General features: G+C 67.9%; 19 protein-coding genes and 1 pseudogene. 11 read left to right on the top strand and 9 right to left on the bottom strand.

Annotated elements, in window-relative coordinates:
- Positions 1-11 precede the first annotated feature (11 nt).
- From B5X90_RS18540 to B5X90_RS18550, 3 genes are read left to right on the top strand one after another with little or no spacing between them, the layout of a single operon-like run.
- Entirely contained in the window at positions 12-1,172 is a 1,161-nt protein-coding gene (locus tag B5X90_RS18540; protein ID WP_079555397.1) for an acyl-CoA dehydrogenase family protein, read from the top strand.
- A 54-nt stretch (positions 1,173-1,226) separates the two neighbouring features.
- Positions 1,227-2,714, top strand: coding sequence for an aldehyde dehydrogenase family protein (locus B5X90_RS18545; protein ID WP_079555398.1), 1,488 nt, complete (start codon positions 1,227-1,229; stop codon positions 2,712-2,714).
- Positions 2,715-2,728: 14 nt separating this feature from the next.
- Entirely contained in the window at positions 2,729-3,601 is an 873-nt protein-coding gene (locus tag B5X90_RS18550; protein ID WP_079555399.1) for a 3-hydroxyacyl-CoA dehydrogenase family protein, read from the top strand.
- 113 nt (positions 3,602-3,714) lie between these two features.
- Here B5X90_RS18550 and B5X90_RS18555 read toward each other — a convergent pair whose 3' ends face one another.
- The 3 genes and pseudogenes from B5X90_RS18555 to B5X90_RS18565 all read right to left on the bottom strand — a co-directional run bounded on the left by B5X90_RS18555 (position 3,715) and on the right by B5X90_RS18565 (position 9,841).
- Complete coding sequence (locus B5X90_RS18555) at positions 3,715-7,278, bottom strand: ATP-binding protein (RefSeq protein ID WP_079555400.1); 3,564 nt, start codon at positions 7,276-7,278, stop codon at positions 3,715-3,717.
- A 233-nt stretch (positions 7,279-7,511) separates the two neighbouring features.
- Positions 7,512-8,366, bottom strand: a pseudogene (locus tag B5X90_RS18560) (DUF4194 domain-containing protein); the annotation flags it as partial.
- A 2-nt stretch (positions 8,367-8,368) separates the two neighbouring features.
- Positions 8,369-9,841, bottom strand: a complete 1,473-nt coding sequence (locus tag B5X90_RS18565) for a DUF3375 family protein (protein WP_079555401.1) — start codon at positions 9,839-9,841, stop codon at positions 8,369-8,371.
- Positions 9,842-10,005: 164 nt separating this feature from the next.
- Between B5X90_RS18565 and B5X90_RS18570 the strand changes: the two genes are divergently transcribed.
- The 4 genes from B5X90_RS18570 (at position 10,006) to B5X90_RS18585 (ending at position 13,972) form a co-directional block, all read left to right on the top strand.
- Complete coding sequence (locus B5X90_RS18570) at positions 10,006-10,389, top strand: PepSY domain-containing protein (RefSeq protein ID WP_143264813.1); 384 nt, start codon at positions 10,006-10,008, stop codon at positions 10,387-10,389.
- A gap of 203 nt (positions 10,390-10,592) precedes the next feature.
- Entirely contained in the window at positions 10,593-10,931 is a 339-nt protein-coding gene (locus B5X90_RS18575) for a hypothetical protein (RefSeq protein WP_079555403.1), read from the top strand.
- Positions 10,932-10,994: 63 nt separating this feature from the next.
- Positions 10,995-13,031, top strand: coding sequence for an acyl-CoA dehydrogenase family protein (locus B5X90_RS18580; protein WP_079555404.1), 2,037 nt, complete (start codon positions 10,995-10,997; stop codon positions 13,029-13,031).
- Between the two features lie 116 nt (positions 13,032-13,147).
- Positions 13,148-13,972, top strand: coding sequence for a hypothetical protein (locus B5X90_RS18585; RefSeq protein ID WP_079555405.1), 825 nt, complete (start codon positions 13,148-13,150; stop codon positions 13,970-13,972).
- A gap of 26 nt (positions 13,973-13,998) precedes the next feature.
- Here B5X90_RS18585 and B5X90_RS18590 read toward each other — a convergent pair whose 3' ends face one another.
- Positions 13,999-14,427, bottom strand: coding sequence for a YchJ family protein (locus tag B5X90_RS18590; RefSeq protein WP_079555428.1), 429 nt, complete (start codon positions 14,425-14,427; stop codon positions 13,999-14,001).
- Positions 14,428-14,717: 290 nt separating this feature from the next.
- Here B5X90_RS18590 and B5X90_RS18595 point away from each other — a divergent pair, with 290 nt between their 5' ends.
- From B5X90_RS18595 to B5X90_RS18610, 4 genes are all read left to right on the top strand, one after another.
- A complete protein-coding gene (locus B5X90_RS18595; RefSeq protein WP_079555406.1) occupies positions 14,718-15,326 on the top strand; it encodes a hypothetical protein in 609 nt (202 codons plus the stop codon).
- 40 nt (positions 15,327-15,366) lie between these two features.
- Positions 15,367-16,371 (top strand): aldo/keto reductase family protein, encoded by a 1,005-nt coding sequence (locus B5X90_RS18600; protein WP_079555407.1) that lies wholly within the window; start codon positions 15,367-15,369, stop codon positions 16,369-16,371.
- A gap of 3 nt (positions 16,372-16,374) precedes the next feature.
- Entirely contained in the window at positions 16,375-17,229 is an 855-nt protein-coding gene (locus B5X90_RS18605; RefSeq protein ID WP_079555408.1) for an SDR family oxidoreductase, read from the top strand.
- A gap of 162 nt (positions 17,230-17,391) precedes the next feature.
- Complete coding sequence (locus tag B5X90_RS18610; protein ID WP_079555409.1) at positions 17,392-18,513, top strand: sulfite oxidase; 1,122 nt, start codon at positions 17,392-17,394, stop codon at positions 18,511-18,513.
- Positions 18,514-18,537: 24 nt separating this feature from the next.
- Here the strand turns inward: B5X90_RS18610 and B5X90_RS18615 are convergent, their stop codons facing one another.
- From B5X90_RS18615 to B5X90_RS18635, 5 genes are all read right to left on the bottom strand, one after another.
- On the bottom strand, positions 18,538-19,419 hold the full coding sequence (locus B5X90_RS18615) for a cytochrome c oxidase assembly protein (RefSeq protein WP_079555410.1): 882 nt from the start codon (positions 19,417-19,419) through the stop codon (positions 18,538-18,540).
- Positions 19,420-19,489: 70 nt separating this feature from the next.
- Positions 19,490-19,954: a ribose-5-phosphate isomerase gene (locus B5X90_RS18620; RefSeq protein ID WP_079555429.1), complete on the bottom strand. Its 465-nt coding sequence runs from the start codon at positions 19,952-19,954 to the stop codon at positions 19,490-19,492.
- Between the two features lie 14 nt (positions 19,955-19,968).
- Positions 19,969-21,711 (bottom strand): dihydroxyacetone kinase family protein, encoded by a 1,743-nt coding sequence (locus B5X90_RS18625; protein ID WP_079555411.1) that lies wholly within the window; start codon positions 21,709-21,711, stop codon positions 19,969-19,971.
- 45 nt (positions 21,712-21,756) lie between these two features.
- Positions 21,757-22,530 carry an SDR family NAD(P)-dependent oxidoreductase gene (locus B5X90_RS18630; protein WP_079555412.1) on the bottom strand — a complete coding sequence of 258 codons (774 nt, stop codon included), beginning with the start codon at positions 22,528-22,530 and terminating at the stop codon, positions 21,757-21,759.
- Positions 22,531-22,628: 98 nt separating this feature from the next.
- Complete coding sequence (locus B5X90_RS18635; protein ID WP_079555413.1) at positions 22,629-23,453, bottom strand: sugar phosphate isomerase/epimerase family protein; 825 nt, start codon at positions 23,451-23,453, stop codon at positions 22,629-22,631.
- Between the last annotated feature and the right edge of the window lie 159 nt (positions 23,454-23,612).

Consider the following 23,612-nt stretch of genomic DNA (forward strand, 5'->3'; position numbering starts at 1 on the left):
TGGAGAACACCATGAACGAATCCTCAGACCTGCTCAACATCGACTCCCTCTTCAGCCTCGAAGAACTTGCCATGCGGGACAAGGTGCGGTCCTTTGTGGACAGCACCATCCGGCCCAACATCGCCGCCTGGTATGAACAGGCCATCTTTCCGGTGGAAATCATCAAGGACATGGCCGGGCTGGGCCTGCTTGGCATGCACCTGCAGGGTTACGGCTGCCCCGGCCGTTCCGCCGTTGAATACGGCATTGCCGCCATGGAATTGGAGGCGGGCGACTCCGGCCTGCGCACCTTCGTCAGTGTGCAGGGCTCGCTCGCGATGAGCGCCATCTACAAGCACGGCTCCGAAGAGCAGAAGAACCAGTGGCTGCCCCGGATGGCTGCCGGCGACGTCGTCGGCTGTTTCGGCCTGACCGAACCCACTGCCGGCTCCGACCCGGGCAGCATGAAGACCTTCGCCCGCCGCGACGGAGACGGCTGGGTCATCAACGGCTCCAAGCGCTGGATCGGCCTGGCCTCGATCGCCCAGATCGCCATCATCTGGGCCATGACCGACGACGGCGTGCGCGGTTTCATCGTGCCCACCGACTCCGCCGGGTTCAAAGCCACCCCGATTGAGCCCAAACTCTCCATGCGGGCCTCCATCCAGTGCGACATCGAACTGAGCGAGGTCCGGCTCCCGTCCACCGCGCTGCTGCCCAACGCCACGGGACTTCGCGGCCCGTTCGAGTGCCTCAACGAGGCCCGCTACGGCATTATCTGGGGAGCCATGGGGGCCGCGCGCGACAGCTACGAGACGGCGGTCAGCTACTCGCAGGAGCGGTTGCAGTTCGACAAACCGCTGGCGGGGTACCAGCTGACCCAGGAAAAGCTCGTCAACATGGCCCTGGAAATCAACAAGGGCATGCTCCTGGCACTACAGATTGGTCGGCTCAAGGAAGCAGGCCAGCTCAAGCCGCACCACATCTCCGTGGGAAAGCTCAACAACTGCCGCGAGGCCATCCAGATCTGCCGGGACGCCCGCGCCATGCTGGGCGGCAACGGCATTACCCTCGACTACTCGCCGCTGCGGCATGCCAACAACCTCGAATCGGTCCGCACGTATGAGGGCACCGACGAGGTCCACACACTGATCCTCGGCAACCACATCACGGGCATCCCGGCCTTCCGCTAGGACCCGCCCGGCACCGGAACGCCAGCAAAAGAACGCCAGTAAAGGAACACGGCAATGACTTCAGCAGTCGAACTGCAGCATTACATCTCGGGCACCTGGTTTCAGGGCGACGGCGGCATCATCACTTCCGTCAATCCCGCACGACCGGCCGAGACGGTGGCGCACGGCCTGCAGGCCGGACCGGCCGACGTCGAACGCGCCATGGAAAGCGCTGTTGCCGCCAAGCATGGCTGGGCCCGCACCCCCGCCCATGAACGCGGCGCCGTGCTGCTGCGCGCCGCAGCAGTCCTGGAAGCCAACTCGCAGGCCTGGGGACTGGAACTGGCCCGCGAGGAGGGAAAGACGCTGGCCGAGGGCCAGGGCGAGGTGCTGCGCGCCGCGCAGATCTTCCGCTACTACGGCAACGACGGCGACCGCGAGGCAGGTGCGGTGTATTCCTCTCCGCGGCGGGGCGAAAAGATCTTTGTCACGCGCAAGCCGCTGGGGGTGGTGGGGGTGGTGACGCCGTTCAACTTCCCCATCGCCATCCCGGCGTGGAAGATCGCCCCCGCACTGATGTACGGCAACACGGTGGTCTGGAAGCCGGCCAGCTCGGTGCCCCTGCTGGCCATGCGGCTGACCCAGGCGCTGGAACAGGCAGGGCTTCCCGATGGCGTGCTGAACCTGGTGATTGGCCCCGGGGCCATTGGGACCGCCTTAGTGGAGCATCCGGCGCTGGACGGGCTGTCCTTCACCGGATCCACCGGCGTGGGGCGCACCCTGGCCGCCGCGGCGGCGGCCCGTGGCGTCCCGATCCAGGCGGAGATGGGTGGAAAGAATGCCGCCGTCGTCCTGGCCGACGCGGACCTTGAACTGGCCGCCGAACAGGTCATCCTGGGCGCGTTCCGCTCCTCGGGGCAGAAGTGCACGGCGACCTCGCGGCTGATCGTGGCGGACGCCGTGGCCGATGAGTTCCTCGCCGGCCTGACCGCTAAGGCCCAGTCCCTGCTGGTGGGCGACCCTGCGGATCCGTCCACCCAGATGGGACCCGTGGTCAGCGGCGACGCCCGGGCGTCGATCCAGCGCGGCATCTCCACCGCACTAAACCAGGGCGCCGGGCTGCTGACGGGAGGACTCCCCTACCACGACGCGGCTCGAGCCGAAGGCCACTTCGTCGCCCCCACGATCCTGGAGCTTCCGGGGACGGGCCATGCAGATGTCTGGCGCGACGAACTCTTTGGCCCCGTGCTCAGCGTCCGCCGGGCAGCTTCAACGCAGGCCGCCTTTGACCTCGCGAATGACAGCGAATTCGGGCTCTCCGCGGCACTCTTCACCCAGGATGTCACCTTGGCGCTGGAGGCAATGGACGAGCTGGACGTCGGCATCCTGCATGTGAACTCCGAGTCCGCCGGCGCCGATCCGCATGTGCCGTTCGGCGGGGCCAAGAAGAGCGGCTACGGGCCCAAGGAGCAAGGGCAGAGCGCCAAGGAGTTCTACACGCACACCACCACCGTCTACCTACGCGGCGGCCGGGTCGCCAGCCTCCGCGGAGCTGGCGCCTAGGAACCGGAGAAACGATGCAACCCCCCACCACCATCACGCGCGTCCTCGTCATCGGCGCCGGCGCCATGGGGTCCCAGATTGCGCTGACAGCCGCCCTGGCCGGGCACACCACCATCGTTCAGGATATTGCGCAGGGCCGGCTGGACGCCGCCGCCGCCCAGCTGCGTGAAAGCACGGACAAAATGGTGAAATCCGGCAAACTGGCCGAGGAACAGGCCCGGCGCGCCCATGACCGGCTGGAGTTCAGCACCGACCTGGAAGCGGTGGCGGCCGCTGCCGACTTTGTCATTGAGGCCGCCACCGAGCGGCTGGAAATCAAGAAAGCCATCTTTGCCCGGCTCGGCGAGCTCGCCCCGCCGCACGCCATCCTGGCCACCAATTCCTCCACGATCGGTTCCTCTGCCGTGGCCGGCGCCAGCGGCCGGCCCGGCCAGGTGTGCAATCTGCACTTTTTCAACCCCGTGCTGGTCATGGAATGCGTAGAAGTGGTGAGGCATGCCGGCACGTCCCAGGCGACCGTGGACACCACTGTCGAACTGGCCCGGAGCCTGGGAAAGACACCCGTGCTGATTAACCATGAGGTTCCGGGCTTCGTTGCCAACCGGCTGATGGGCGCCGTGCAAAAGGAGGCTCTGGCGCTGCTGGCCGGCGGCGTTGCAAGCATGGAAGACATCGATGCCACGGCAAGAATGGCCCTGCGGCATCCGATGGGACCGTTTGAGCTGATGGACCTGGTGGGGCTCGATGTCGTGGACTACATCGCCCAGGCCACGTATGCGGCGACAGGCAACCCCGCCGACGCCCCGGACGAGTCCGTTGCCGCCCTCGTCAGGGCCGGAAAGCTCGGCCGCAAGTCAGGCACCGGGTGGTACAGCTACTCCCGTTGAGCCCCCCGCCGCCCCTCAGCCCCAGTACAAGCATCGCGGGGTCACTTACGGCCCATTACGGTGGGGTTTATGGACCGTAAGTGACCCCGCGTTGTCCCAAGAGGGGAGTGACGTCAGCGCAGGACGATGTCCACGGGGTTCGCCTCCGAGCGCCAGGTGCCCTCTGTGCCCGGACGAGCGGCAATCACTGGAGCCGTCAGGACGCCGGAACGGTTGGTGCGCTTGTCCCGGAGGATCTCCGTCACCGAGCCGAGGTGCCGGGAGAGGTCGATGACGTTCTCCGGCGCGGCCAGCAGGAGCTGGAAGCCGAACTCATGCAGGGCCTTGATGCCCGCGCCGGCGAATTCTTCCGAGGCGAGCACGAACGCCTCGTCCATCATGACCGTGCCGTATGTGGTGAAGCCCTGCTCGGCGATACCCAGCTGGTAGCTCAGCGCCGCCGCCATGATGAACGCGGTGAAGCGCTGCCGCTCGCCACCGGACATGGAGCCGGTGTCGGCGTGCATGTAGACCTCGGTCTTCTTCGCGCCCTTCGCTGCCCCCTTGGCACTGGCGCCCTTGGAACCGGCACCCTGGACTTCGCGGTGTTCCTTGCACTGGATGAACAGGTGGCCGCGGACGTCCAGCACTTCGGCCCGCCAGCGGCGGTCCTCCGGGGTCTGTGAGCCGAGCCGCTTCACGAGCGTTTCAAGTGACTTGTAGCGGGTGGTGAGCTCGGCGTCGTCGTCCCCCTCCGCCCCGGACGCAGCGGCGGGGGCCGCAGCGGACATAGCAGCGGACGCTGCAGCGGACGCTGCAGCGACAGTCTTGCCGGGGCGGGTGTGCCGGACCTTGAGCGCGTTCTGGATGGCGTCCTTGAACTGCTTCGCCGTCGCCGGCAGCGTCTGCTTGATGTCGAGTTCCAGGAAGCTGCCCTCGTGGAAGTTGACCTCGGACAGGATCCCGTTCAACGGCAGGATGCGGCTCGTGATGGCGCGCCGCTCCTCGTCGAGCAGGTGCAGCAGGGTGGAAAAGGATTCGTGCGTCCGCTGGTTGAAGAACTGCCGGAACTCGGCCTCCTGGGCGGGCAGCCCGTCGCTGACAATCGCGTGGTAGCGGGATTCGAACTCCCCCGCGGCGCCGATCGAGGTGCCGTGGTCCGCGGAAATCGCCGTGCCCCACTCCCGGACGAAGCCCTCGAAAATGCGGGTGAGGCGCTCCGAGGTGGCCTGCCCGCGGGACTCGGCGACGTGCAGTTCGGCCAGGAGCCTGGTGCGGACCTGGTTGGCGAGGTTGTCGAGTTCGTGCATCTCCAGGACGTCGCCGAAGCCGGTGAAGTACGGTTCCAGCGCGGCGACGCCGGTGTCCGACGGCGGTGCCTGCGCCAGCCGGGTGCGTGCGGCATCGAGCAGCGCATCAGCGGCGGTCATGCGCGCATCGAGGGCCTTGTATTCGCTCTGCAGCACGGCCGCGGATTCGGTGCTGGTCTGGTGCTTGTGCCGCGCGGCTTCGATGCTGGCCCGCAGCGGTTCGAGGTCGGCCTGCGCGGCGAGGGCGTCCTTGAGGCGCTGCTCGATCCGGGCGAGCTCCTCCCCGGCCACGGCGGCCGAGACCTGTTCCCAGGGCCGGTGGTCCTCGGCCACCCGGCGCAAGGCTTCAAGCTGCCGGGTCATGCCCTGGTGCGACTCTTCCCGGCTTTGCGCCAGCTCGGCGGCCTTAGCCAGCTCCTGCTGCAGGTCCTCAACCTGGGCCGCCACCAGTTCGAGCTTGGCGGCATTGTCGAACCCGAGGACGTAGTCCTGGCGGGACGTGAAGCGGTCATCCTTTTCCACCGTGTGGCGGTTGCGCTTGACCACACCGCCCAGGCTCAGGCCCTTGTCCAGGCCGGCGAGCTCGTCCGGGTTTTCCACACACGGGTAGGCGAAGTCGAGGGCAATCCGTTCCCGGAGCCAGGCGCTGGACTGCGCAACCGCCTGGGCGTGAGGCCCGGCGGGCAGCCCGGCGTCGGTGAGGAAACTGAGCTTGGTCAGCAGGTCGCGATCGGCCACGCTCTCGACGGCCAGCGCGCCGCCGGCCAGGGGCCGGGAAACGTCCACGGCACGCAGCGCCCCGCGCACGGAATGGTCATTGAGGTAGCGGGTGACTGCCGCGAAGTGCTCGCCCGGGACCAGCAGCGTGGTGGCCAGGCTCCGCAGCGCGCGCTCGGCAGCCGGGCGCCACTGGTCCTGGCCCTCGGCAAGGTCGATCAGCTCGCCGCCGAAAGGCATCTGCTCCTCGGGCACGCCCGTGGCAGCGGCTATGGCGCTCCGGTTTTCAATGCTCGACGGCGGCAGCAACGATTTGCGCGTCTTCAGCGAGACGAGCTCCTGCTGGGCCGCGGCGAGTTCGCGCTTCCGGGTGGCGTGGCCATCAAAGGCCTCGAAGCGCAGTTCCTTGAGCGCCTCGGAATCGTCCTGGAGCTCAGCCGAGCGGGCCGCGGCGTGCTCGTGGGCCTGATCCCAGCCGGCGGCCGACCACTGGAGTTCCAGTCCGGCGTCGGTCAGCGCCTTGCGCGTCGACGCCTCGACTTCCTGCCGGAGCTTGAGCCCCACCCGGGCGTTCTCCAGGGACTGCTCGATCGCGGAAATCGCGTTGCCGCCCTGGTTGTTGTATTCGCCCTCCAGCTGGCGCAGTTCCTTGGCGAAGCCGTCACGGACAGCGCGTTCGGCGGCCAGGTCCGTGGCCTTCGCCTGGGCCAGCTCCTTCAGCCGCGCCAGGGTCTTCTCGTGGACCGTGACCGCGAGCTGCTGCTTGTAGGCCTCGAATTCCTCACCGGTTAGGTCCCGCAGCCGGTTCGCATCCAGCAGCGCCTGCGCGTATTCCTTGTTCAGCCCGGGGACGGGCGCCAGCTGGTCGCGCTGCTGCCGGACGTCCTCGAGGCGCTGCCGGATGGACATGAGGTTGCTGAATTCCTCGACGACGTCGTCCGCCGCGGCCAGCGTGGCAGGGGCGTCGAGGACCTGGTCGCGAAAGAAGGTGTTGACGCTGCCGCCGAGCCCCTTGCCGGCCTGGATCACGCGCAGCAGCGGAAGGGCCTGATCCGAGTTGATGCCGAGGAGCCGGCGGAATCGTTCGGCGAAGGCCTTGTGGACATCGAAGATCTGGGCGTCCGGGAAGATCGCGTCCAGCGCCGACTTGGTGAACCGCTTCTCCGCGATGCCCTCGATTGCCGCGAGGTCCAGCGGCTTGTTATCGATCACGTAGTACCGGCCGACGCTGGATTCCGTGCCGTTCTTGGGCAGGTCGAACAGCGCCGAAACCGTCACCCGGGTGCCGGCGGCGTTGTCGAACGTCAGCGCGACGGCGGACCAAGTCGCGCCGGGGCGCTGGAACGCACTCGCCGACCCCTCCCCGACAGCCTTGTCGCCTACCTTGCCGCGCATGTACGTGAACGTGGTGCGCTTGTCCTCGACAGCGCCGCCGGCCCGCTGGGCCGCAGCTTCGTTGGAGCGCGGACGGGCGTCGAAGACCCGAAGCATGGCATCGAACAGCGTGGACTTGCCGACACCCGAGTTGCCGGTCAGCAGTGTGCCGTTGCGGTCCACGTGCATCGTGTGGGCGCCATGGAATGTGCCCCAGTTGACCACCTGGACGAGGGCCAGGCGCATCTGGCCGGGGTTAATGAGCTCTCCCATGGGGAGCATGGTTGCGATGCTCACTTGGTCTCCTCGGCTTCGTCTTCGCCCGTATGGTCACCTTCCGCGGCCCCACCGGACACATGCTCTGCATGCTCGCTCGTTCCTCGCTTAGACGCATGCTGCCGCATGTCCCCGACGCGGCCGCTGTCTTCAGAGCTCAGAGACGACGCCGATGCCGCCCAGGGAGTGGCATCGGGCCTGTCGGAGCCGGGCGGCTCGCTGCTTGCAGCGGAGCCGCCCGGCGAAGGGGCGGGGGCGGCATCGGCGTCGTCGTCCGGGTCTTCCTCTGCGTTTGCCGGGGTGTCGGCGTCGAGCTCCAGGAGCGGCTCCGTTCCCGACTGGTCTGTGCTGGCTGCCACCAGGGCTTCGATTTGGGCCGGGATGTCGCCGATGTTTTCGAATGGCAGGGCCAGCGGGAGGGCGTTGGAGATGGTGTAGACCTCGTCCAGGCCCGTGGCGAGCAGGAGCTGGCGGGCCAAGAGCTTGGTGATGGCGCGATTGACGACGTCGGCGTCTCGCAGGGCGTCCTGCTGGCCGGTGGGCTGGTAGTGGGCGACGAGTTCGGCGATTTCCTCGCGCGTGATCGTGGGGTCCGTCTGGGCGGTGACGTGCCGGTCCAGGAGCAGGCGCAGGCGGAGCAGGACGATGGTCTCGACCCGGCTCAGGGCACGCTGCTGGCGCAGGATACTGGAACGCGTACTGCCACCGATCGCCTCGGGGTCAACCGGGCGCAGGACGGCGACCTTGCGCTCGTGATCCAGTTGCAGCGTAAGGAAGAGCTCGGAGAGGCGGCTGCGCAGGATCAGCTGGTTGTCCAGGAGCGTGGTCCACAGCTTTTCGTCGCGGCCGCCGTCGATGTACGGGCCCTTGAGCAGCTTCACGAGCGCCTGCCGCACCTTCATGGGCAGCACGCCGGTGTCGCCCGGGAAGAGCGCGGCGCCGTCGACGAACGTGTCCCGGGGGGTGACGGTGAAGGGGTCGCTCCGGACGTGGGCGCCATCGCTGTCCGCAGCCGCAGCCGCAGGGGCAGACGCTGCCGCGGACTGCGCGTCCGCGGACTGCGCGTCCGTGGTCACGGTCAGGGTCTCGGTCACAGTCTCTTCAGTCATGGTCAATCCTTCGCGAGCGTGACGACGGGCAGGTAGGCGGTGCGGGTGGTGCCGTCGATTTGTTCGAATTCGATGGGGCCCCAGGTCCCGCGGTCGAAGCCGGCGCCTTCGTGGAGGGTCTGCGACAACAAGGCTCGGATGGAGTTGATGTGGCGTTCCTCTGGCGGCAGCTGCGCCCAGGCCTCGGTGAGGGTTGAGGCTCCCGCGAGCGCGGCGCGGATGGCCTCCGGCCTGGCCTTGGCGGTCCGGGGCGAGCGCGCCCGGTCCGAGTCGGAGAACGCGATGGGGTCGGCCAGCTTGGGCGGAGCCGCGAATTCGTCAGGGTCGAAGAGCTTGACCATGGCCAGGGACTCGAAGCCGGCGCTGAACAGCACCGGGCCGCGGACCAGGCCGGGCCGTTCGCGCTCGTACGGCAGGGCGCGGATCGCCTGCTCAGCCTCCCGCAGGACCTTGCGGAGCCGGACCGACTGCCGGAAGTCGTCACTTTGGACGTAGGTGTTGAGGCTCTCGCTGAGCTTGCCGTAGATCCGCTGGATCTGGCTGTGCTGGCTGCGGAGTTCGGCCACAAGGTTCTTGAGCGTCTCGCGTTCATCGTGGCTGAGCTCGTCCGCGAACTGCCGGCTCAGGACTTCGCCGATCGCCGACCGGAACCTCAGCTGCTGTTGCGGGTCCTCCAGGAACGCGGTGAAGGAGCGGAACGTCCGGCCTTCGGGACTCTGCCGCAGCCGCTTGTCGGCCTCGAGCACCTGGGCCATGGTGGCGCCCTTGCTGAGCGATTCCTCGATGATCTGGTTGCGCAGCTCCCCCACGAGCTCTTCGATCCGGTCACGCATCTTCTTGTAGTCCGCGGGCAGGCTGGCCGCGAGATCGAGGATGTTGCCGGCGGCCTCCACGGCCTCGTCGTCGTCGAGCAGCCCGTCGAAGTCGCCGGAGCTGATGTCCTCCATCAGCTGGCGGCGCTCGTCGATCTCCTCTTCGAGTGATTCAATGCGTGCGCTCTGGTCCGGGTTCGTCTCGTTGGCGAGCTTCTCGACGTCGCCCAGCAGTGTGCCCAGCCGGGAGCCGTTCAGCGTGGACCGCTCGCTGGAGAGGCTGTCTAGGAAAGCCAGCACGCGGGCAGCAGGCTCGGTGACTTCGTAAACAATCTGGCCCGACTGGTTCCGGCGGGTCAGGAAGTTCTTGCGGGTCCATTCGTCCGCATATTTCTTACCGGAAAGTGCGCCGCTGGCCGAGCCGTTGTGCTGCTCTCCCGTGCCCGGGCCCTGTCGGCGGAGCTGTTCGAGGAAGGCGTCGACGTCGGCGTGGAACTGTTCCAGCGGCAGCTGCGCGCGCGTGCGGGTGAAGGAAGCCTGGAGCACGGCGATCACCCACGGTGCCGATCGCGTCAGCGCCCAGGCAGGTCCCTTGGTAAGGAGTTCGAGGTCCCGGAGCCGGGTGCTGATGGCGTCGGCTGATGACACGGCGGAACGGGACACGCGCTCTCCTTCGGCTGCCAGGGGATGGTTTGGGGTGGCGTTGCGGGGCAGCGGATTCGAAAAACTGCCAGCTACAAGGTTAACGCAGGGCCCCGTCCGCATTCATCGTTGTCTGCTCCCCTATGTCGGCGCACACTGGAATGACCAGCTGAAGGGAGACGATCATGCGCAAGAGAACGATCTGGATCACGGGGGCGGCCTCTGCAGCGGTAGTGCTGGGGGGAGCGTCAATTGCGGTCGGGGCCACCCAGCCGCCCCGGGAGATCTGGTCCGGGAGTGCGGGCGCCCTCGCCGCCAAGATCGGGAACTTTGAGATCGGTGACGATTCCGACGGACCGGCGCTCAGCGACGCCGACCGTGCCATGGCATCAAGTGCCGCGTTAGCAAAGGTGGGCCAGGGCAGCGTCACCGAAGTGGAGCGGGATGACGACTCCGGCGCGGCCTACGAGGCCGAAGTACGCCTCAACGACGGGTCCCAGGTCGAAGTCGCCCTCGGCGCGGACTTCCAGGTCATGAGCCAGAGCGCCCCTGAACACGACGAAGACTGACACCGGGCAGCATCCCGGCACTGACAAGCGGTGCGACCTCGTGATCGGTGAGGGTGCCGCAACTCCGCCGTGACCTACGCCCCGGTAGCATTTCGATCCCATATCAAGAGGCCGCCAACATCCAAAGGACCCTAGTTCAGCACGCCCACGGCACCCTACGCTCGGGCTACTGGTTCAACCGGAGCAATGGTGCAGGGGGAAGAATGCAGTTCGACCTAAGCGCAGTGGAAACCGGCACGATGGTGGTCATTGGAACCCTCGTGTTTGCCGTGATGATCGGCGCCTTCATGATGGTGTCCGCATTCGCGGCCATGGTCTTGGTCGGTGCCGGCCGGCTCGCCTGGTATCTCGTGGCCGGCGCGGTGGTGGGCCTGGTCCACGGCATCAACCACGGTTGGGACCGGCTGGTCCACCACGCCTCAACGGTGGAGATGCCCGCCGATTTCCAGGTCGACTTCGGCACGGACTTCCGGTCCGACTTTCCGGGCCATTCCTCCCCTAGCACAGCCACTTACCCGCGAGTAGTATTGCGGGACAGCTGAAGGGTCCTCCACCCGCGGCGGATCCAGGGCTCAAGCCGGTCACCCGGTTAGAGGAGATGCCCAGTGAGCTCCGCCATTGAAGACCCCGCCACCACCCCCGGCACTCCAGCGTCAGGTTCTCCAACATCGGGCATTCCGATTCCGGCGGCAGCCGGGGCGCCTGAGCACGTCGGCCCCGACGCGACAGCCGCCGACGCCCGCGCCATTGCCGAGGCCGCCCGCGAAACCAGTTGGAGCCAGCCCAGCTTCGCGAAGGGCCTCTACCTTGGCAGCTTCGACTTGTCGCTGATTCACCCGTGGCCCGAGGCCCCCGCCGACGACGTCGAACGCGGCGAGGCGTTCATGGCCCGGCTGGCCGACTACTGCCGCACGATGTCCGGGCGCACCATCGAACGCGACGACCGGATCCCGGACGACTATCTCAAGGGGCTCGCGGAGCTCGGTGTGTTCGGAATGAAGATTCCCCGCGAATACGGCGGACTGGGCCTCACGCTCGTGTACTACGGCCGCGCACTGGCCCTGCTGGGCTCGGTGCATCCCAGCCTCGGCGCCCTGCTCTCCGCGCACCAGTCGATCGGCGTCCCGGAGCCCGTCAAGGTCTTTGGCACTCCGGCCCAGAAGCGTGAATACCTGCCCCGCTGCGCCGCCGGCGCCGTCACCGCCTTCCTGCTCACCGAGCCCGACGTCGGCAGCGATCCAGCCCGGATGGGCAGCACGGCCGTCCTCTCCGACGACGGCGAGTCCTACCTCCTGGACGGCGTCAAGCTGTGGACCACCAACGGTGTCATCGCCGAGCTCGTCGTGGTCATGGCCCTCGTGCCGCCGCATACGGATGCGGACGGGACCGCCCACAAAGGCGGCATCAGCGCGTTCGTGGTCGAAATGGACTCCCCCGGCATTACCGTGGAAAACCGCAACACCTTCATGGGGCTCCGCGGGATCGAAAACGGCGTCACCCGCTTCCACCAGGTCAGGGTCCCCGCGGCCAACCGGCTGGGCCGGGAAGGCCAGGGCCTGAAGATCGCCCTCACCACGCTGAACACGGGCCGGCTCTCCATCCCCGCGCTGTGCGTCGCCACAGGCCGGTGGAGCCTGAAGATCGCCCGCGAATGGTCCGACGCCCGCACCCAGTGGGGCCGGCCGATCGGCCAGCATGAAGCCGTGGGCAAGAAAATCGCCTTCATCGCCGCCAGCGCCTTCGCCCTGGACGCCGTGTTTGAACTCTCCGCGGAAATGGCCGACGCCGGGCAGAAAGACATCCGGATCGAGGCGGCCCTGGCCAAGCTGTGGTCCACGGAGATCAGCTGCCTCATCGCGGACGAACTCGTGCAGATCCGCGGCGGCAGGGGCTTTGAAACGGCAGACTCCCTCGAAGCCCGCGGCGAACGCGCCGTCGCCGCGGAACAGCAGCTCCGCGACATGAGGATCAACCGGATCTTCGAGGGGTCCTCGGAAATCATGAGGCTGCTGATCGCCCGCGAAGCCGTGGACGCGCACTTGGCGGCCGCGGGAGACCTCGCCTCGGAGGACGCCCGCCTCTCCGACAAGGCGAAGGCCGCCGTCGGCGCCTCCGGCTTCTACGCGAAGTGGCTGCCCAAACTCGTGGCCGGCGCCGGCATGGACCCGCGCTCCTACAGCGACTTCGGCCGGCTCGCGAAACAGCTGCGCTACGTGGAGCGCTCCTCGCGGCGCCTGGCCCGGCAGACCTTCTACGGGATGGGCCGCTGGCAGGCCAAACTTGAGCACAAGCAGGCGTTCCTGGGCCGGATCGTGGACATCGGTGCCGAGCTGTTTGCCATGGCGGCCTGCTGTTCGCGCGCCGAGATGCTGCTGCGGACGCAGCCGGAACGCGGCGCCTCCGCGTACGAACTCGCCGAGGCGTACTGCGAACAGGCCCGTGTTCGCGTCGACGAATACTTCGACCGGCTGTGGCGGAACACCGACGACGCCGACCACGCCCTGGCCCGCAAGACACTTGCCGGCGACTACGCCTGGCTGGAGGCCGGGATTCTCGACCAGTCCGAAGGGACCGGCCCATGGATTGCGGACGCCAGCCGGCGTGCCTCCGTCCGGGAGGATCTGCACCGCAAGTACCGCTGACGGGCCGCCGCCACGGATAGTAAGCATCCTTGCTAACCGGATTCCACCGTGGTTAGGTTGACGCCAGACCGGCATCTCCAGGGTGCCCGGTCATTCAGCGAAAGTGAGCAGCCCTCATGAGCAGCACCGCAGGCCCCGACGACAAGACGCCACGCCACGCCACGCAGGACGACGCCACAACCCGCCCGGTGACAGCAGTCCGCCACGACGACCCCGTCCGCGACTCTGTTCACGACGACGACCCCGTCCGCGACTCTGTTCACGACGTACCGGGCCGCGACTCTGTTCACGACACTGTCGTGGAAGAGATCCCCACGCGCCAGGCGGTAGTGGCCCGCGAGAAGGAACAGTTCGGCGGCATCAAGGTCGGCTCAGCATTCTTCGGCTGGCTGACGGCCACGGGCACGGCCGTGCTGCTCACCGCGCTGGTCGCTGCCGGCGGAACCGCCGTCGGCCTGGCCACCAACACCGATGTGAACGACGCCGTCGACCAGGCCTCCAGCAACCAGACGGTCGGGCTGACCGGCATCATCGTGCTGCTCGTGATCCTCCTGATCGCCTACTACTGCGGCGGATACGTCGCCGGGCGGATGGCCCGCTTCAACGGCGCCAGGCAGGGCTTCATGGTCTGGATCTGGGCCCTGATCGCCGCGATCGTCGTCGCCGCGCTGGGCATGGTCGCCGGGCAGCGCTTCAACATCCTGGCCAACCTGAACAGCTTCCCGCGGATCCCGATCAACGAGGGCGAATTGAACACCCTGAGCATCATCGCGGCGATTGTCGTGGCCGCGGTGGCTTTGGTGGGCGCAGTGTTGGGCGGCCTCGCGGGAATGCGTTTCCACCGCAGGGTGGATCGCGCCGGCTTCAGCCCGGCAGCAACGGTTGAGAACCACCCCGTAAGGGACAACTCAGCACGGGACAACTCAGCCGGGCGCCCCTAGCCGCGACGGCGTCAGCTCCGGAAGCCTCAGCCGGCAACGACGCCGGACTCGTAGCCGGACAGGTAATACCAGCGCCGGTCCACCCGCACAAAGCGGCTGGTTTCGCGGTGCAGGCCGCGTTCGCCCTCATGCCGGTAGTGCGCCGCGAATTCCACCGTGCCTTCGCTGTCCAGCGGACCGCCGCGGCTGGTGGAGAGAATGTCCAGGCGTCGCCACTGCATGCCGGAATCAAACTCGAGTTCCGCGGGCCGCGTGTCCGGGTGCCAGGTCCGGAGCAGATACCCCGCGTCCCGGACCACGAAGGCGCTGTACCGGGAGCGCATGAGCTGCTCCGCCGTAGGCGCCTCGGCGTCCCCGCGATGGAACCGGCCGCAGCAGTCCACATACGCCTCGCCCGACAGGCACGGGCAGTTCCCCTCATAGGGCGCGGAATATGCCACTTCCGGAATACTCACGGACCGGTCCGTGCCGGATGCTCCGGCGGGCTCGGATTCGGCTGCTGCGGCGTGCGTCACAAGGTGTCCTTCCGGCGGGCCGGACGACGCCGGCGGGGCTGTCTCCGACTATAGACGCCCGGCCGGCGGTGCCCGCGCCCCGCCCGCGGATAACGGCTTTGACACATCTTCGCCACGACTGCCGGGGGCGGCACGGGACCAGCGAAAAGTACGTATTGTTAAGGGGGCTCCTGCCCGCCACGTGCTTGCGGCAGGGACCACGCTGAAGCAGGCCGGCAAGGAGAGGTGACATGGAAGATCCAACGACCATTGCGCTGAACCTGACTTTTTTCGGGACCCTCGGCGTGGCGTTCTTCATGTTCCTCGGCCTTTTCCTGGTCTTTGCCGCCACCCTCGTGCTCGCGGGGATCGGCCGGCTGGCGGCAGTCGTTGTCCTGGCCGTCGCCGGGCTCCTCCGCGGGACCCCCGTATCACGGGAAGATGGGGCCGGGGAAGAGCCGGTGCCGCACCGGCCAGCCAAGGCGGCGAAGCCCGCACGCCCCCCCCGGAATGCAGCCAAAAAGGAACCCGCGCTGTCCCCGGAGTGGGCGGCCGCCGTGGCCCGGGCAGATGCCCGCGCCGCCGCGAGGGCCGAGGCCGAGGCCGGCCCGGCTGTCCGGGTCACCGTCCGGGACCTGCCAGACCCCCTGGCACCGGCACAGGACATCAAGGAAGTCTCTGCCCTCGTGCAGTCAGCCACGGACACCAATGGAACACTTGGCGCCGTCCCGCGGGCGTTCAAAAAGCCACCCATGCCGGCAGCGAAGTCCCTGCTGGACACCGGATCGCTGGTGTCGCTGCGCGGCACTCCGCCGGCCGGGAAGGCCAAACAGCCCGTCCAGGAACGCAAGGCCGGCTGAGCCCTTACCCCGGGCAGGCAAGTCCGCTACGTTGGAACCCATGGAATTCAGATACCTCGGGAACAGCGGCTTCAAGATTTCAGAAATCACGTTTGGCAACTGGCTGACCCATGGCTCCCAAGTGGAGAACGACGTCGCCACCCAGTGCGTCCGGGCAGCGCTCGACGCCGGCATCAGCACCTTCGACACGGCCGACGTGTACGCCAACACAGCGGCGGAGACGGTCCTCGGAGCAGCTTTGAAGGACGAGCGCCGCGAGTCGCTGGAAATCTTCACGAAGGTCTTCGGCCCCACCGGGCCCAAGGGCCACAACGATCTTGGGCTGTCCCGCAAGCACATCATGGAATCCATCAACGGCTCCCTCACCCGGCTGCAGACCGACTACGTGGACCTCTACCAGGCCCACCGCTACGACTACGAGACGCCGCTGGAAGAGACCATGCAGGCCTTCGCGGACATCGTGCGGCAGGGCAAGGCCCTGTACATCGGGGTCAGCGAGTGGACGGCCAACCAGATCCGCGACGGCCATGCCCTCGCCAAGGACCTCGGCTTCCAGCTGATCTCCAACCAGCCGCAGTACTCCATGCTGTGGAGGGTGATCGAGGCCGAGGTGATTCCGGCGTCGGAAGAACTGGGCCTGTCCCAGATTGTCTGGTCCCCGATTGCCCAGGGCGTCCTGAGCGGCAAGTACCACCCCGGCAAGCCTGCCCCTGAGGGCAGCCGCGCCACGGACTCCAAGGGCGGCTCGCGGATGATCGAGCGCTGGATGTCCAACGAGGTCCTCACCGCCGTCCAGCAGCTCAAGCCGGTCGCGGAGGAGGCCGGACTGACCATGGCGCAGCTCAGCATCGCCTGGGTGCTGCAGAACAAGAACGTGGCCTCGGCGATCATGGGCGCGTCCCGGCCGGAGCAGATCGAGAAGAACGTCGCGGCAGCGGGCGTGAAGCTGGACGCGGTGATCATGGACAAGATCGACGCCGTCATCGGCTCACTGGCCGAACGCGACCCCGCCCAGACCAAGTCTCCCGCCTCCCGCGAGGCCTAGGCCATGCCCAGCGCTCCGGAGCTTGCCGTCACCGGGTCCACCGGCCAGCTGGGCGCCCTGGTGGCCAGGCTGCTGGCCCAGGCCGGCAGCCAGCAACGGCTCCTGGTGCGGGATGCCGCCCGGGCGCCTGAGCTCGAAGGCGCCGTCCCCTTCGTCACCACCTACGCCGAGCCGGAGCGGGCGAAGACGGCGCTGGCCGGGGCGAAAATCTTGTTCATGGTCTCCGCAGCCGAGGCCGAGGACCGGCTGCAGCAGCACTACGCCTTCGTCGAGGCCGCGGCCGCAGCGGGCGTCCAGCACATCGTGTACACCTCGTTCTTCGGCGCGGCGCCAGACTCCACGTTCACGCTGGGCCGGGACCACTTCGCGACGGAGGAGCGCATCAAGGCCTCCGGCATGGACTACACGTTCCTGCGGGACAACTTCTACCTGGACTTCCTGCCGCTGCTGGCCGGCGAGGACGGCGTGATCCGCGGCCCCGCCGGGGACGGCGTCATGGCTGCCGTGGCGCGGTCAGACATTGCCCGTTCGGCCGTCACCGTGCTGCGGGACCCGTCCCTGCACGTGGGACGGACCTATGACCTGACCGGCCCGGAAGACATCTCGCTGGCCCGCGCCGCCGAACTCCTGACCGCCGGAACCGGCCGGGCCATCACCTTCCACAACGAGACCCTGGCGGAGGCCTACGCGTCCCGCGCCTCCTACGGCGCCCCGCCGTGGCAGGTTGACGCCTGGGTGAGCACCTACACGGCCATCGCCGCCGGCGAACTCGCCGGTCCGACGTCGGCGGTGCATGAGCTGACCGGCCGGGAACCGCTGAGCCTGGTGCAGTTCCTGGCCGAGGCACACACGCTGTAGCCCCCGGACCGGAAGGGACGGACCGGCTCGTCCCGGTGTTGACGGTTTCCGGGCTGCGGCGTAGACCTGAGACCAGGTGATACCTCCTAAAACCGGCGGGTCCTTCACAGGACCGAGACCGGGCTGGTCCGTAAAGAATCGCGGCGTGCCATGCCAAAGCAAATGTCCAGACACTCTTCTGTCCTGAAGAGTCCGCGCCGGCAGGCCGGGCAACCCCGGGCGCATCCCGGCGAACCGAGCCACGGCCCGCTGACGGCGGAGGAACTCCAGCTCGCCGTGCGGAACCATTCCATGCCGCTCGAGGCCCTGCGGAGCGACACCACACCGCCCGGACTGCACTACGTGCTCACGCACTTCGACATCCCGTTCATCGACGCCGAACACTGGCATCTGTGGATCGGCGGCGCCGTGCAGCGGTCCTTCGAACTGAGCCTGCGGGCCTTGCTCCGGGCACCGAGCATCACCCTCCCGGTCACCTTGGAGTGCGCCGGCAACGGCCGGTCCCTCCTGCGGCCCCGCCCGCTGAGCCAGCCGTGGGTACTCGAGGGTGTGGGGACCGCTGAGTGGACCGGTGTCCCGCTCGCCTACCTGCTGACGCGGGCCGGAGTGGAGGACGACGCCGTGGAGGTGCTCTTCACCGGGGCTGACGCCGGCAGCCAGGGCGGCGTCGCCCAGCAGTACGCGCGCAGCCTGCCGATCGAGGAGGCCCTGCGGCCCGACGTCGTGCTCGCCTACCGGATGAACGGCGCAGACCTGCCGCCGCAGCACGGCTATCCGCTGCGGCTTGTGGTGCCCGGCTGGTACGGCATGGCGAGCGTGAAGTGGCTGACCTCGATCAAGGTTCTGACCAAACCCTATGACGGTTTCCAGCAGGCGGTGGCGTACCGCTACCAGCATGATGCCGAGGATCCCGGAACCCCGGTCAACTGGATCAAGGTCCGCTCGCTCATGGTTCCCCCGGGTGTCCCGGATTTCTTCACCCGGAGCAGGATCCTGCCCCCGGGGCCGGTGATGCTGACCGGGCGGGCCTGGTCCGGGCAGGGCGCCGTGCAGCGCGTCGACGTCGGCATCGACGGAAAGTGGGCCGCGGCCCATCTGGAGCACCCGGCGGCGCCGTTCGCATGGTGTGCGTGGTCGATGCCGTGGGTGGCCGATCCGGGCGACCACGAGCTCTCCTGCCGTGCCACGGATGCCAGCGGCGCGGTCCAGCCGCTGGAGCCGGAATGGAACTACCAGGGCATGGGCAACAATGTGGTGCAGCGGATCAAGGTCAGCGTGGCATAGCGGCCCCACCCGGGGCGCGGGGACTTAGCGGCCGCGCCGCAGGTGCTCCGCATTCAGTTCATCGAGCTGGGAATCCGTGAGCTCGTCAAAGCCGCGGGCCTCGCGCTTGTCGCTGCGGGAGAAGCGGATGAACATCAGGATGATCAGGGGCAAGTCGACAATTTCGCAGATGAACCACAGGACGTCCCCTGCCAGCTGCTGGTCACGCAGGGCGTTGGGGAACCAGCCCAACGCGGACGGCGTCGTTGCGACGTGATCCAGCACCTGGCCGTTGAGGCGCAGCAGGATCCCGGGCACGGCATCGACCAGCAGCTCGATGAAAACAAACACGAACTCCATGATGAAAAACGCACTGGAGCGGCGGAAGTCAGCGTCCTCGATGATCGGCAGGGCCATCATCATGCCAAGCAGCGGGACCCCGACCGTCAGGAGCGCCTCGGCCCAAGGGGCTGTGCGGAGGGTGTAGAACGCCGGAGTCAGGAAGGTGGAGAAGAGGGCAAAGCCCAGGAGCGGGGCGGCCATGGAGTTGCCGGCGAACCGCACCGCACCGTGAGCGAGCGCCCTGTTCAGCCGGCCGACGCCGCGCGGCGGCAGGGCCGCACGGGCGAGGGAGATGGGCTTTCCCAGGCCGATCAGCAGCGGCACCACGAAGAGCAACAGGGAAATCTTGAGCGTGAAGGCCCACCGGAGCTGCGCGCTGTAGACGCCAGGGAACCCGCAGGTCAGCACTGTCAGGGACCCAAGGCCCAGAAGATAGAACGCCAGCGTCCGCCACACGGGATGGCGGTGCCCGCGCGCCGCCGCGGCCCTCAGGCCCAGCGCATACAGCAGTGCCGAGCCGCCGATCAGGGCGGCGGCGGCCCAGTCGATCTGCCAGGCGGTGAGGACTACATCAATGGGTGGCACGGGCCCATAATAGATACCATTTCTTGGAAGACGCCGGGCCCGTGCCTGGCACACCGTCCCGGGGAAGGCCTCAGCATCCCTCGTAGCCGGTGAGCACCCTGACCTTGTCCGCCGAGGCGGAGGACGGATCGAAGGTGTAGCCGATCCACTCCCGCGCGAGCCGCCGTGCCAGTTCCAACCCCACCACCCGCTGGCCCATCGTGAGGACCTGGCAGTCGTTGGAAAGTACGGACCGCTCCACGCTGAAGGAGTCATGGGCGGTCGCGGCCCGGATGCCGTCCACCTTGTTGGCGGCAATGGCGACACCGATCCCCGTGCCGCAGAACAGGATGGCCCGGTCCGCCTGCCCGTCCCGGATCAATTCGCCCGCGGCGATGCCCACGTACGGGTAAGGCTTGGCGAACTCCTCCGGGGCGTCGCCGCGGTTGACGCCAATGTCGATGACCTCGGCCACCCGCGGGTCCGTCCGGAGGTCCGCCAGGATCTGGTCCTTGTAATCCACTCCGGCTTCGTCCGCACCCACAATGAGCCGGATCCCCGCCGCCGGGCTCACGGGCGTGCCCCTGCAGCCTGCCGCACACCGGCAAGGTGCGGACCGAACACAGTGAACACCATCGCCAGGGACGTGGCTCCGGGGTCGGGTGTACCCACGCTCTTTTCCGCCAGGGGCCGCGCCCGGCCCTTCAGCGGGCGCAGGGCCGCGGTGGCCTGCGCCGCGGAGGCAGCCTCCCGCGCAGCTTCCGCCCAGCCGGCATCCGCCCCGGCTCCTTCGCTGGTGAGCCGGCTGAAGGTCCCGGCAAACGGGACCAGCGCGTCCACCATGGTCTTGTCGCCGACGTCGGCCTTGCCGAGCTCGGCGATCCGGGCGGCAAAGGCTGCCACCGCTGCCGCAAGTTCGGTTGCGCTCGGTGCACGGTCGTTGCCGAGGGCCTCGCCAAAGGCCCGCAGGCCGGCGCCCCACAACACCCCGGAGGTGCCGCCGGCGTTGTCCGCCCATGCATCGCCGGCGGCGGCCAGAGCGGCACCGGCGCCGGCACCGCGGGACGCAGCGCCTGCCGCGGCGGCACTCGCCGCATCAATCCCGCGGACCATGCCCCGCCCGTGGTCTCCGTCGCCGGCGATGGCATCGAGGTCGCCAAGGAACTTCTCGGCGTCGTGGATGGCTTCCCGGGCTGCCGCCAGGGCGGCAACGCACTGCTGTGCATAGTCGCGTGAAGCTTCTGCCGCGGCGAAGGCCTCCGGCGCCTTGGTGTCCTCGGCCGGGATCGACTCGTCCGCCTCGGTGCCGGGGAGTGCGGCATTCCCGCGCCGGTAGGCGGGGGTCTCCGCCGGAGCGGTCCAGAGCGGCTCGAGTTCGTCATCGAGCCACGTCACGGTCAGGGACACACCGGCCATATCCAGGCTTGTGACCAGCTCGCCGACTTCCGGCATCACCAGTGTGTAGCCGGCGGCGCGAAGCAGCGGTGCGACGCCGAGCCAGAGGACGAAGAGTTCTTCGTGCTTAGTCGAACCGAGCCCATTGAGAATGACGGCGATGCGGTCTCCCGCACCATGGGGCGCCTCAGCCAGCAGCCGGGACACGAACTCCTGGCCCAGCTCCTTCGCGGGCGGCAGATCCGTGTCGAACAGGCCGGGTTCGCCGTGAATGCCCAGGCCGAGGCCCATCTGCCGGTCCTCGAGGGTGAACAGCGGCGCCTCGGCGCCGGGGAAGGTGCAGCCGTGGAAGGCACTGCCGATGGTGCGGGTCAGGTCGTTGGCCTTCCGGCCCAGGCGCACCACCTCGGCGAGGTCGGCGCCGGCTTCGGCGGCCGCGCCCATGATCTTGAAGACCGTGAAATCACCGGCAATGCCGCGGCGTTTTTCCGACTCCGACGGCGGCGCGCTGGCGACGTCGTCGGTCACCAGGACGTTCTCCACTGCGATCCCCTCGGCGGCGAGCCGTTCGCTGGCCATACCGAAGTTCATGACGTCGCCCGCGTAGTTGCCATAGGTGAAGACCACCCCGGCGCCGGAATCGGCCGCCTTGGCCACGGAGTATGCCTGCTGGGCCGACGGCGAAGTAAAGATATTCCCGACGACGGCGCCGTCGGCCAGTCCGGTGCCGATCAGCCCGGCGAAGGCCGGGTAGTGCCCCGAGCCGCCGCCGGCCAGCACGGCCACCTTCGGTTGGCGGGGCCGGTGCCGGCGGACGGCGCCGCCGGGGACCTGGCGCACCAGGTTCGCATGGACGTCGCAGAAGCCGGCGAGGGCTTCCTCGGCGAAATCGGACGGGTCGTTAAATATTCTGGTCATCGTGGGCTCTTTCAGCTGCTCGCGGTCTTCCCGACGGCGGGACTGCTAGTGGATGTGGCTTCCGCCGTTGATATCGATGGTGGTTCCGGTGAGGTAGGCGGACTCCTCGGAGGACAGGAACGTGATGACGGCCGCGATTTCCTCGGTGCTGGCGTTGCGCCCCAGCGGAATTCCGGCGTTGATGGCGGCTTCCTGTTCTTCGGTGCTGCCCACGCGGATGTTCGTGTCCACGGCGCCGGGGGTGATGGCGTTGACAGTCACGCCGGTGCTGCCGATTTCGCGGGCCAGGGCCTTGGTGAAGCCCAGGATGGCGGCCTTGGCTGCGGAGTACGGGACCTTTCCGAAGACGCCGCCGCCGCGCTGGGCGGAGACGGAGGACATGTTCACGATCCGGCCCCAGCCGCTGGCAATCATGTCCGGCAGGAACGCCTTGGTGACCAGGTAGGTGCCTGTGGCGTTCACGGCCATGACCTTGTTCCACAGCTCCAGGGTGGTCTCGAGGAACGGGACCGGGGAGGTGATGCCGGCGATGTTGGCCAGGGCGCCGACAGCAGGGAGGCTGCCGGAGCGGACCTCGGCGGCCACGGCGTTGTACGCGGCTGTCACGGAGTCCTCGCTGGCGACGTCGACCTCGTAGCCAAACGCGGGAACGGTGAACTCGTTGCCGATCTCCGCTGCGACCTTGGCGGACTTCTCGCCGTCGAGGTCCAGGATCACCACGGCCCAGCCCTGGCTGGCGTAGCGGCGTGCGGTGGTGATGCCGATGCCCCGGTCCGAGGTTGCCCCGGTGAGGACGGCGGTGCGCTGGATGGTGCTCATGATGCTCCTTGGGTTGGTGTTGTGTCTTGGATTGAATCGATTGCTCCAATGGCGCCGTTTTGGCGGTCCAAAAGGGCCGTTTCGGAGCAATCGATGGTTCAGATGAGGTCTGTGATGAAGCTCGCGGCCTTGGCGGCCGCTGCGGGGCGCTCCCCGTGCGTCACGTCCCGGGTCTCCAGCTCCAGGGAGAAGTTGCCGGTGTAGCCGTCAGCCGCGAGGGCCGTCAGGCCGGCCGCGAAATCGGCCTGGCCGTTGCCGATGCTGAGGTTGATGTTCCCCGGCACGGCATCGCGCAAGTGGACGTGGGCGATCCGGCCCTGATGGCGCCTGAGGTAGTCCAACGGATCCTCGCCGGCGGCCACGATATGGCTGAAGTCCATGACGATCCCGACCCCGGAACCGGCCAGCCGCCCGGCCAGCTGTTCCGCGCGCTCAAGGTTCCAGCAGAACCTGAGGAAGTGCAGGGACTCGGTCCAGAGCTCGACGCCGAACACGTCGGCCCGCCGCTTGGCGGCCGTGAGCTGCGCGGCAATGGCGTCCAGGTCTTCGTCGAGGCTCCGGACCGGGTCGTGGCCGAGGGCGCCGCAGGGCAGGACCAGCGCCTTGGCGCCCGTACCGGCTGCCAGGGTGAGCAGCGCGTCAAGGTGCCGGTTCCGTGCCGACTGTGCGTCGGCGTCGAGCAAGGCGTTCAGGTCCCCGATGTCCCCGTTAACCGACCGGACCCGCAGCCCGGAGGCGAGCACCTCGGCCGTGACGGCGGCGACGGCATCGGCGTCGAGGTCGTAAGGAACGTGGTCGCACACTCCGGGTAGGGCACCGAGATCTATTTCCTCGAAGCCGAGGCCCTCGATGGTGCGCAGGGCCTCTGGCAGGCTCTGGTGGCGGAAGCTGATAGACGAGCAGCCGAGTCGGGAATTGAACATCGTCGTTGATCCTCTGGTCGCGCCCGGAGGCGGTGGTGATATGGACCACACTATAAAATTCGACTGTCAACAGTCAACCTTTAAAGTTGACTGTTGACATTGCCTTATGGCGCGGGTCACACTGGCGTATCATCTGTTAACAGTCGACAGTGTCGGTGC

It is taken from the genome of Arthrobacter sp. 49Tsu3.1M3 (assembly GCF_900168135.1).
GTDB lineage: Bacteria > Actinomycetota > Actinomycetes > Actinomycetales > Micrococcaceae > Arthrobacter.

Bases quoted from the DNA above. Each gene is read 5' to 3' on its own strand.
- B5X90_RS18540 (WP_079555397.1), top strand. From the start codon at position 12: ATGAACGAATCCTCAGACCTGCTCAACATCGACTCCCTCTTCAGCCTC.
- B5X90_RS18545 (WP_079555398.1), top strand. From the start codon at position 1,227: ATGACTTCAGCAGTCGAACTGCAGCATTACATCTCGGGCACCTGGTTT.
- B5X90_RS18550 (WP_079555399.1), top strand. From the start codon at position 2,729: ATGCAACCCCCCACCACCATCACGCGCGTCCTCGTCATCGGCGCCGGC.
- B5X90_RS18570 (WP_143264813.1), top strand. From the start codon at position 10,006: ATGCGCAAGAGAACGATCTGGATCACGGGGGCGGCCTCTGCAGCGGTA.
- B5X90_RS18575 (WP_079555403.1), top strand. From the start codon at position 10,593: ATGCAGTTCGACCTAAGCGCAGTGGAAACCGGCACGATGGTGGTCATT.
- B5X90_RS18585 (WP_079555405.1), top strand. From the start codon at position 13,148: ATGAGCAGCACCGCAGGCCCCGACGACAAGACGCCACGCCACGCCACG.
- B5X90_RS18595 (WP_079555406.1), top strand. From the start codon at position 14,718: ATGGAAGATCCAACGACCATTGCGCTGAACCTGACTTTTTTCGGGACC.
- B5X90_RS18600 (WP_079555407.1), top strand. From the start codon at position 15,367: ATGGAATTCAGATACCTCGGGAACAGCGGCTTCAAGATTTCAGAAATC.
- B5X90_RS18605 (WP_079555408.1), top strand. From the start codon at position 16,375: ATGCCCAGCGCTCCGGAGCTTGCCGTCACCGGGTCCACCGGCCAGCTG.
- B5X90_RS18610 (WP_079555409.1), top strand. From the start codon at position 17,392: ATGTCCAGACACTCTTCTGTCCTGAAGAGTCCGCGCCGGCAGGCCGGG.
- B5X90_RS18625 (WP_079555411.1), bottom strand. From the start codon at position 21,711: ATGACCAGAATATTTAACGACCCGTCCGATTTCGCCGAGGAAGCCCTC.
- B5X90_RS18630 (WP_079555412.1), bottom strand. From the start codon at position 22,530: ATGAGCACCATCCAGCGCACCGCCGTCCTCACCGGGGCAACCTCGGAC.
- B5X90_RS18635 (WP_079555413.1), bottom strand. From the start codon at position 23,453: ATGTTCAATTCCCGACTCGGCTGCTCGTCTATCAGCTTCCGCCACCAG.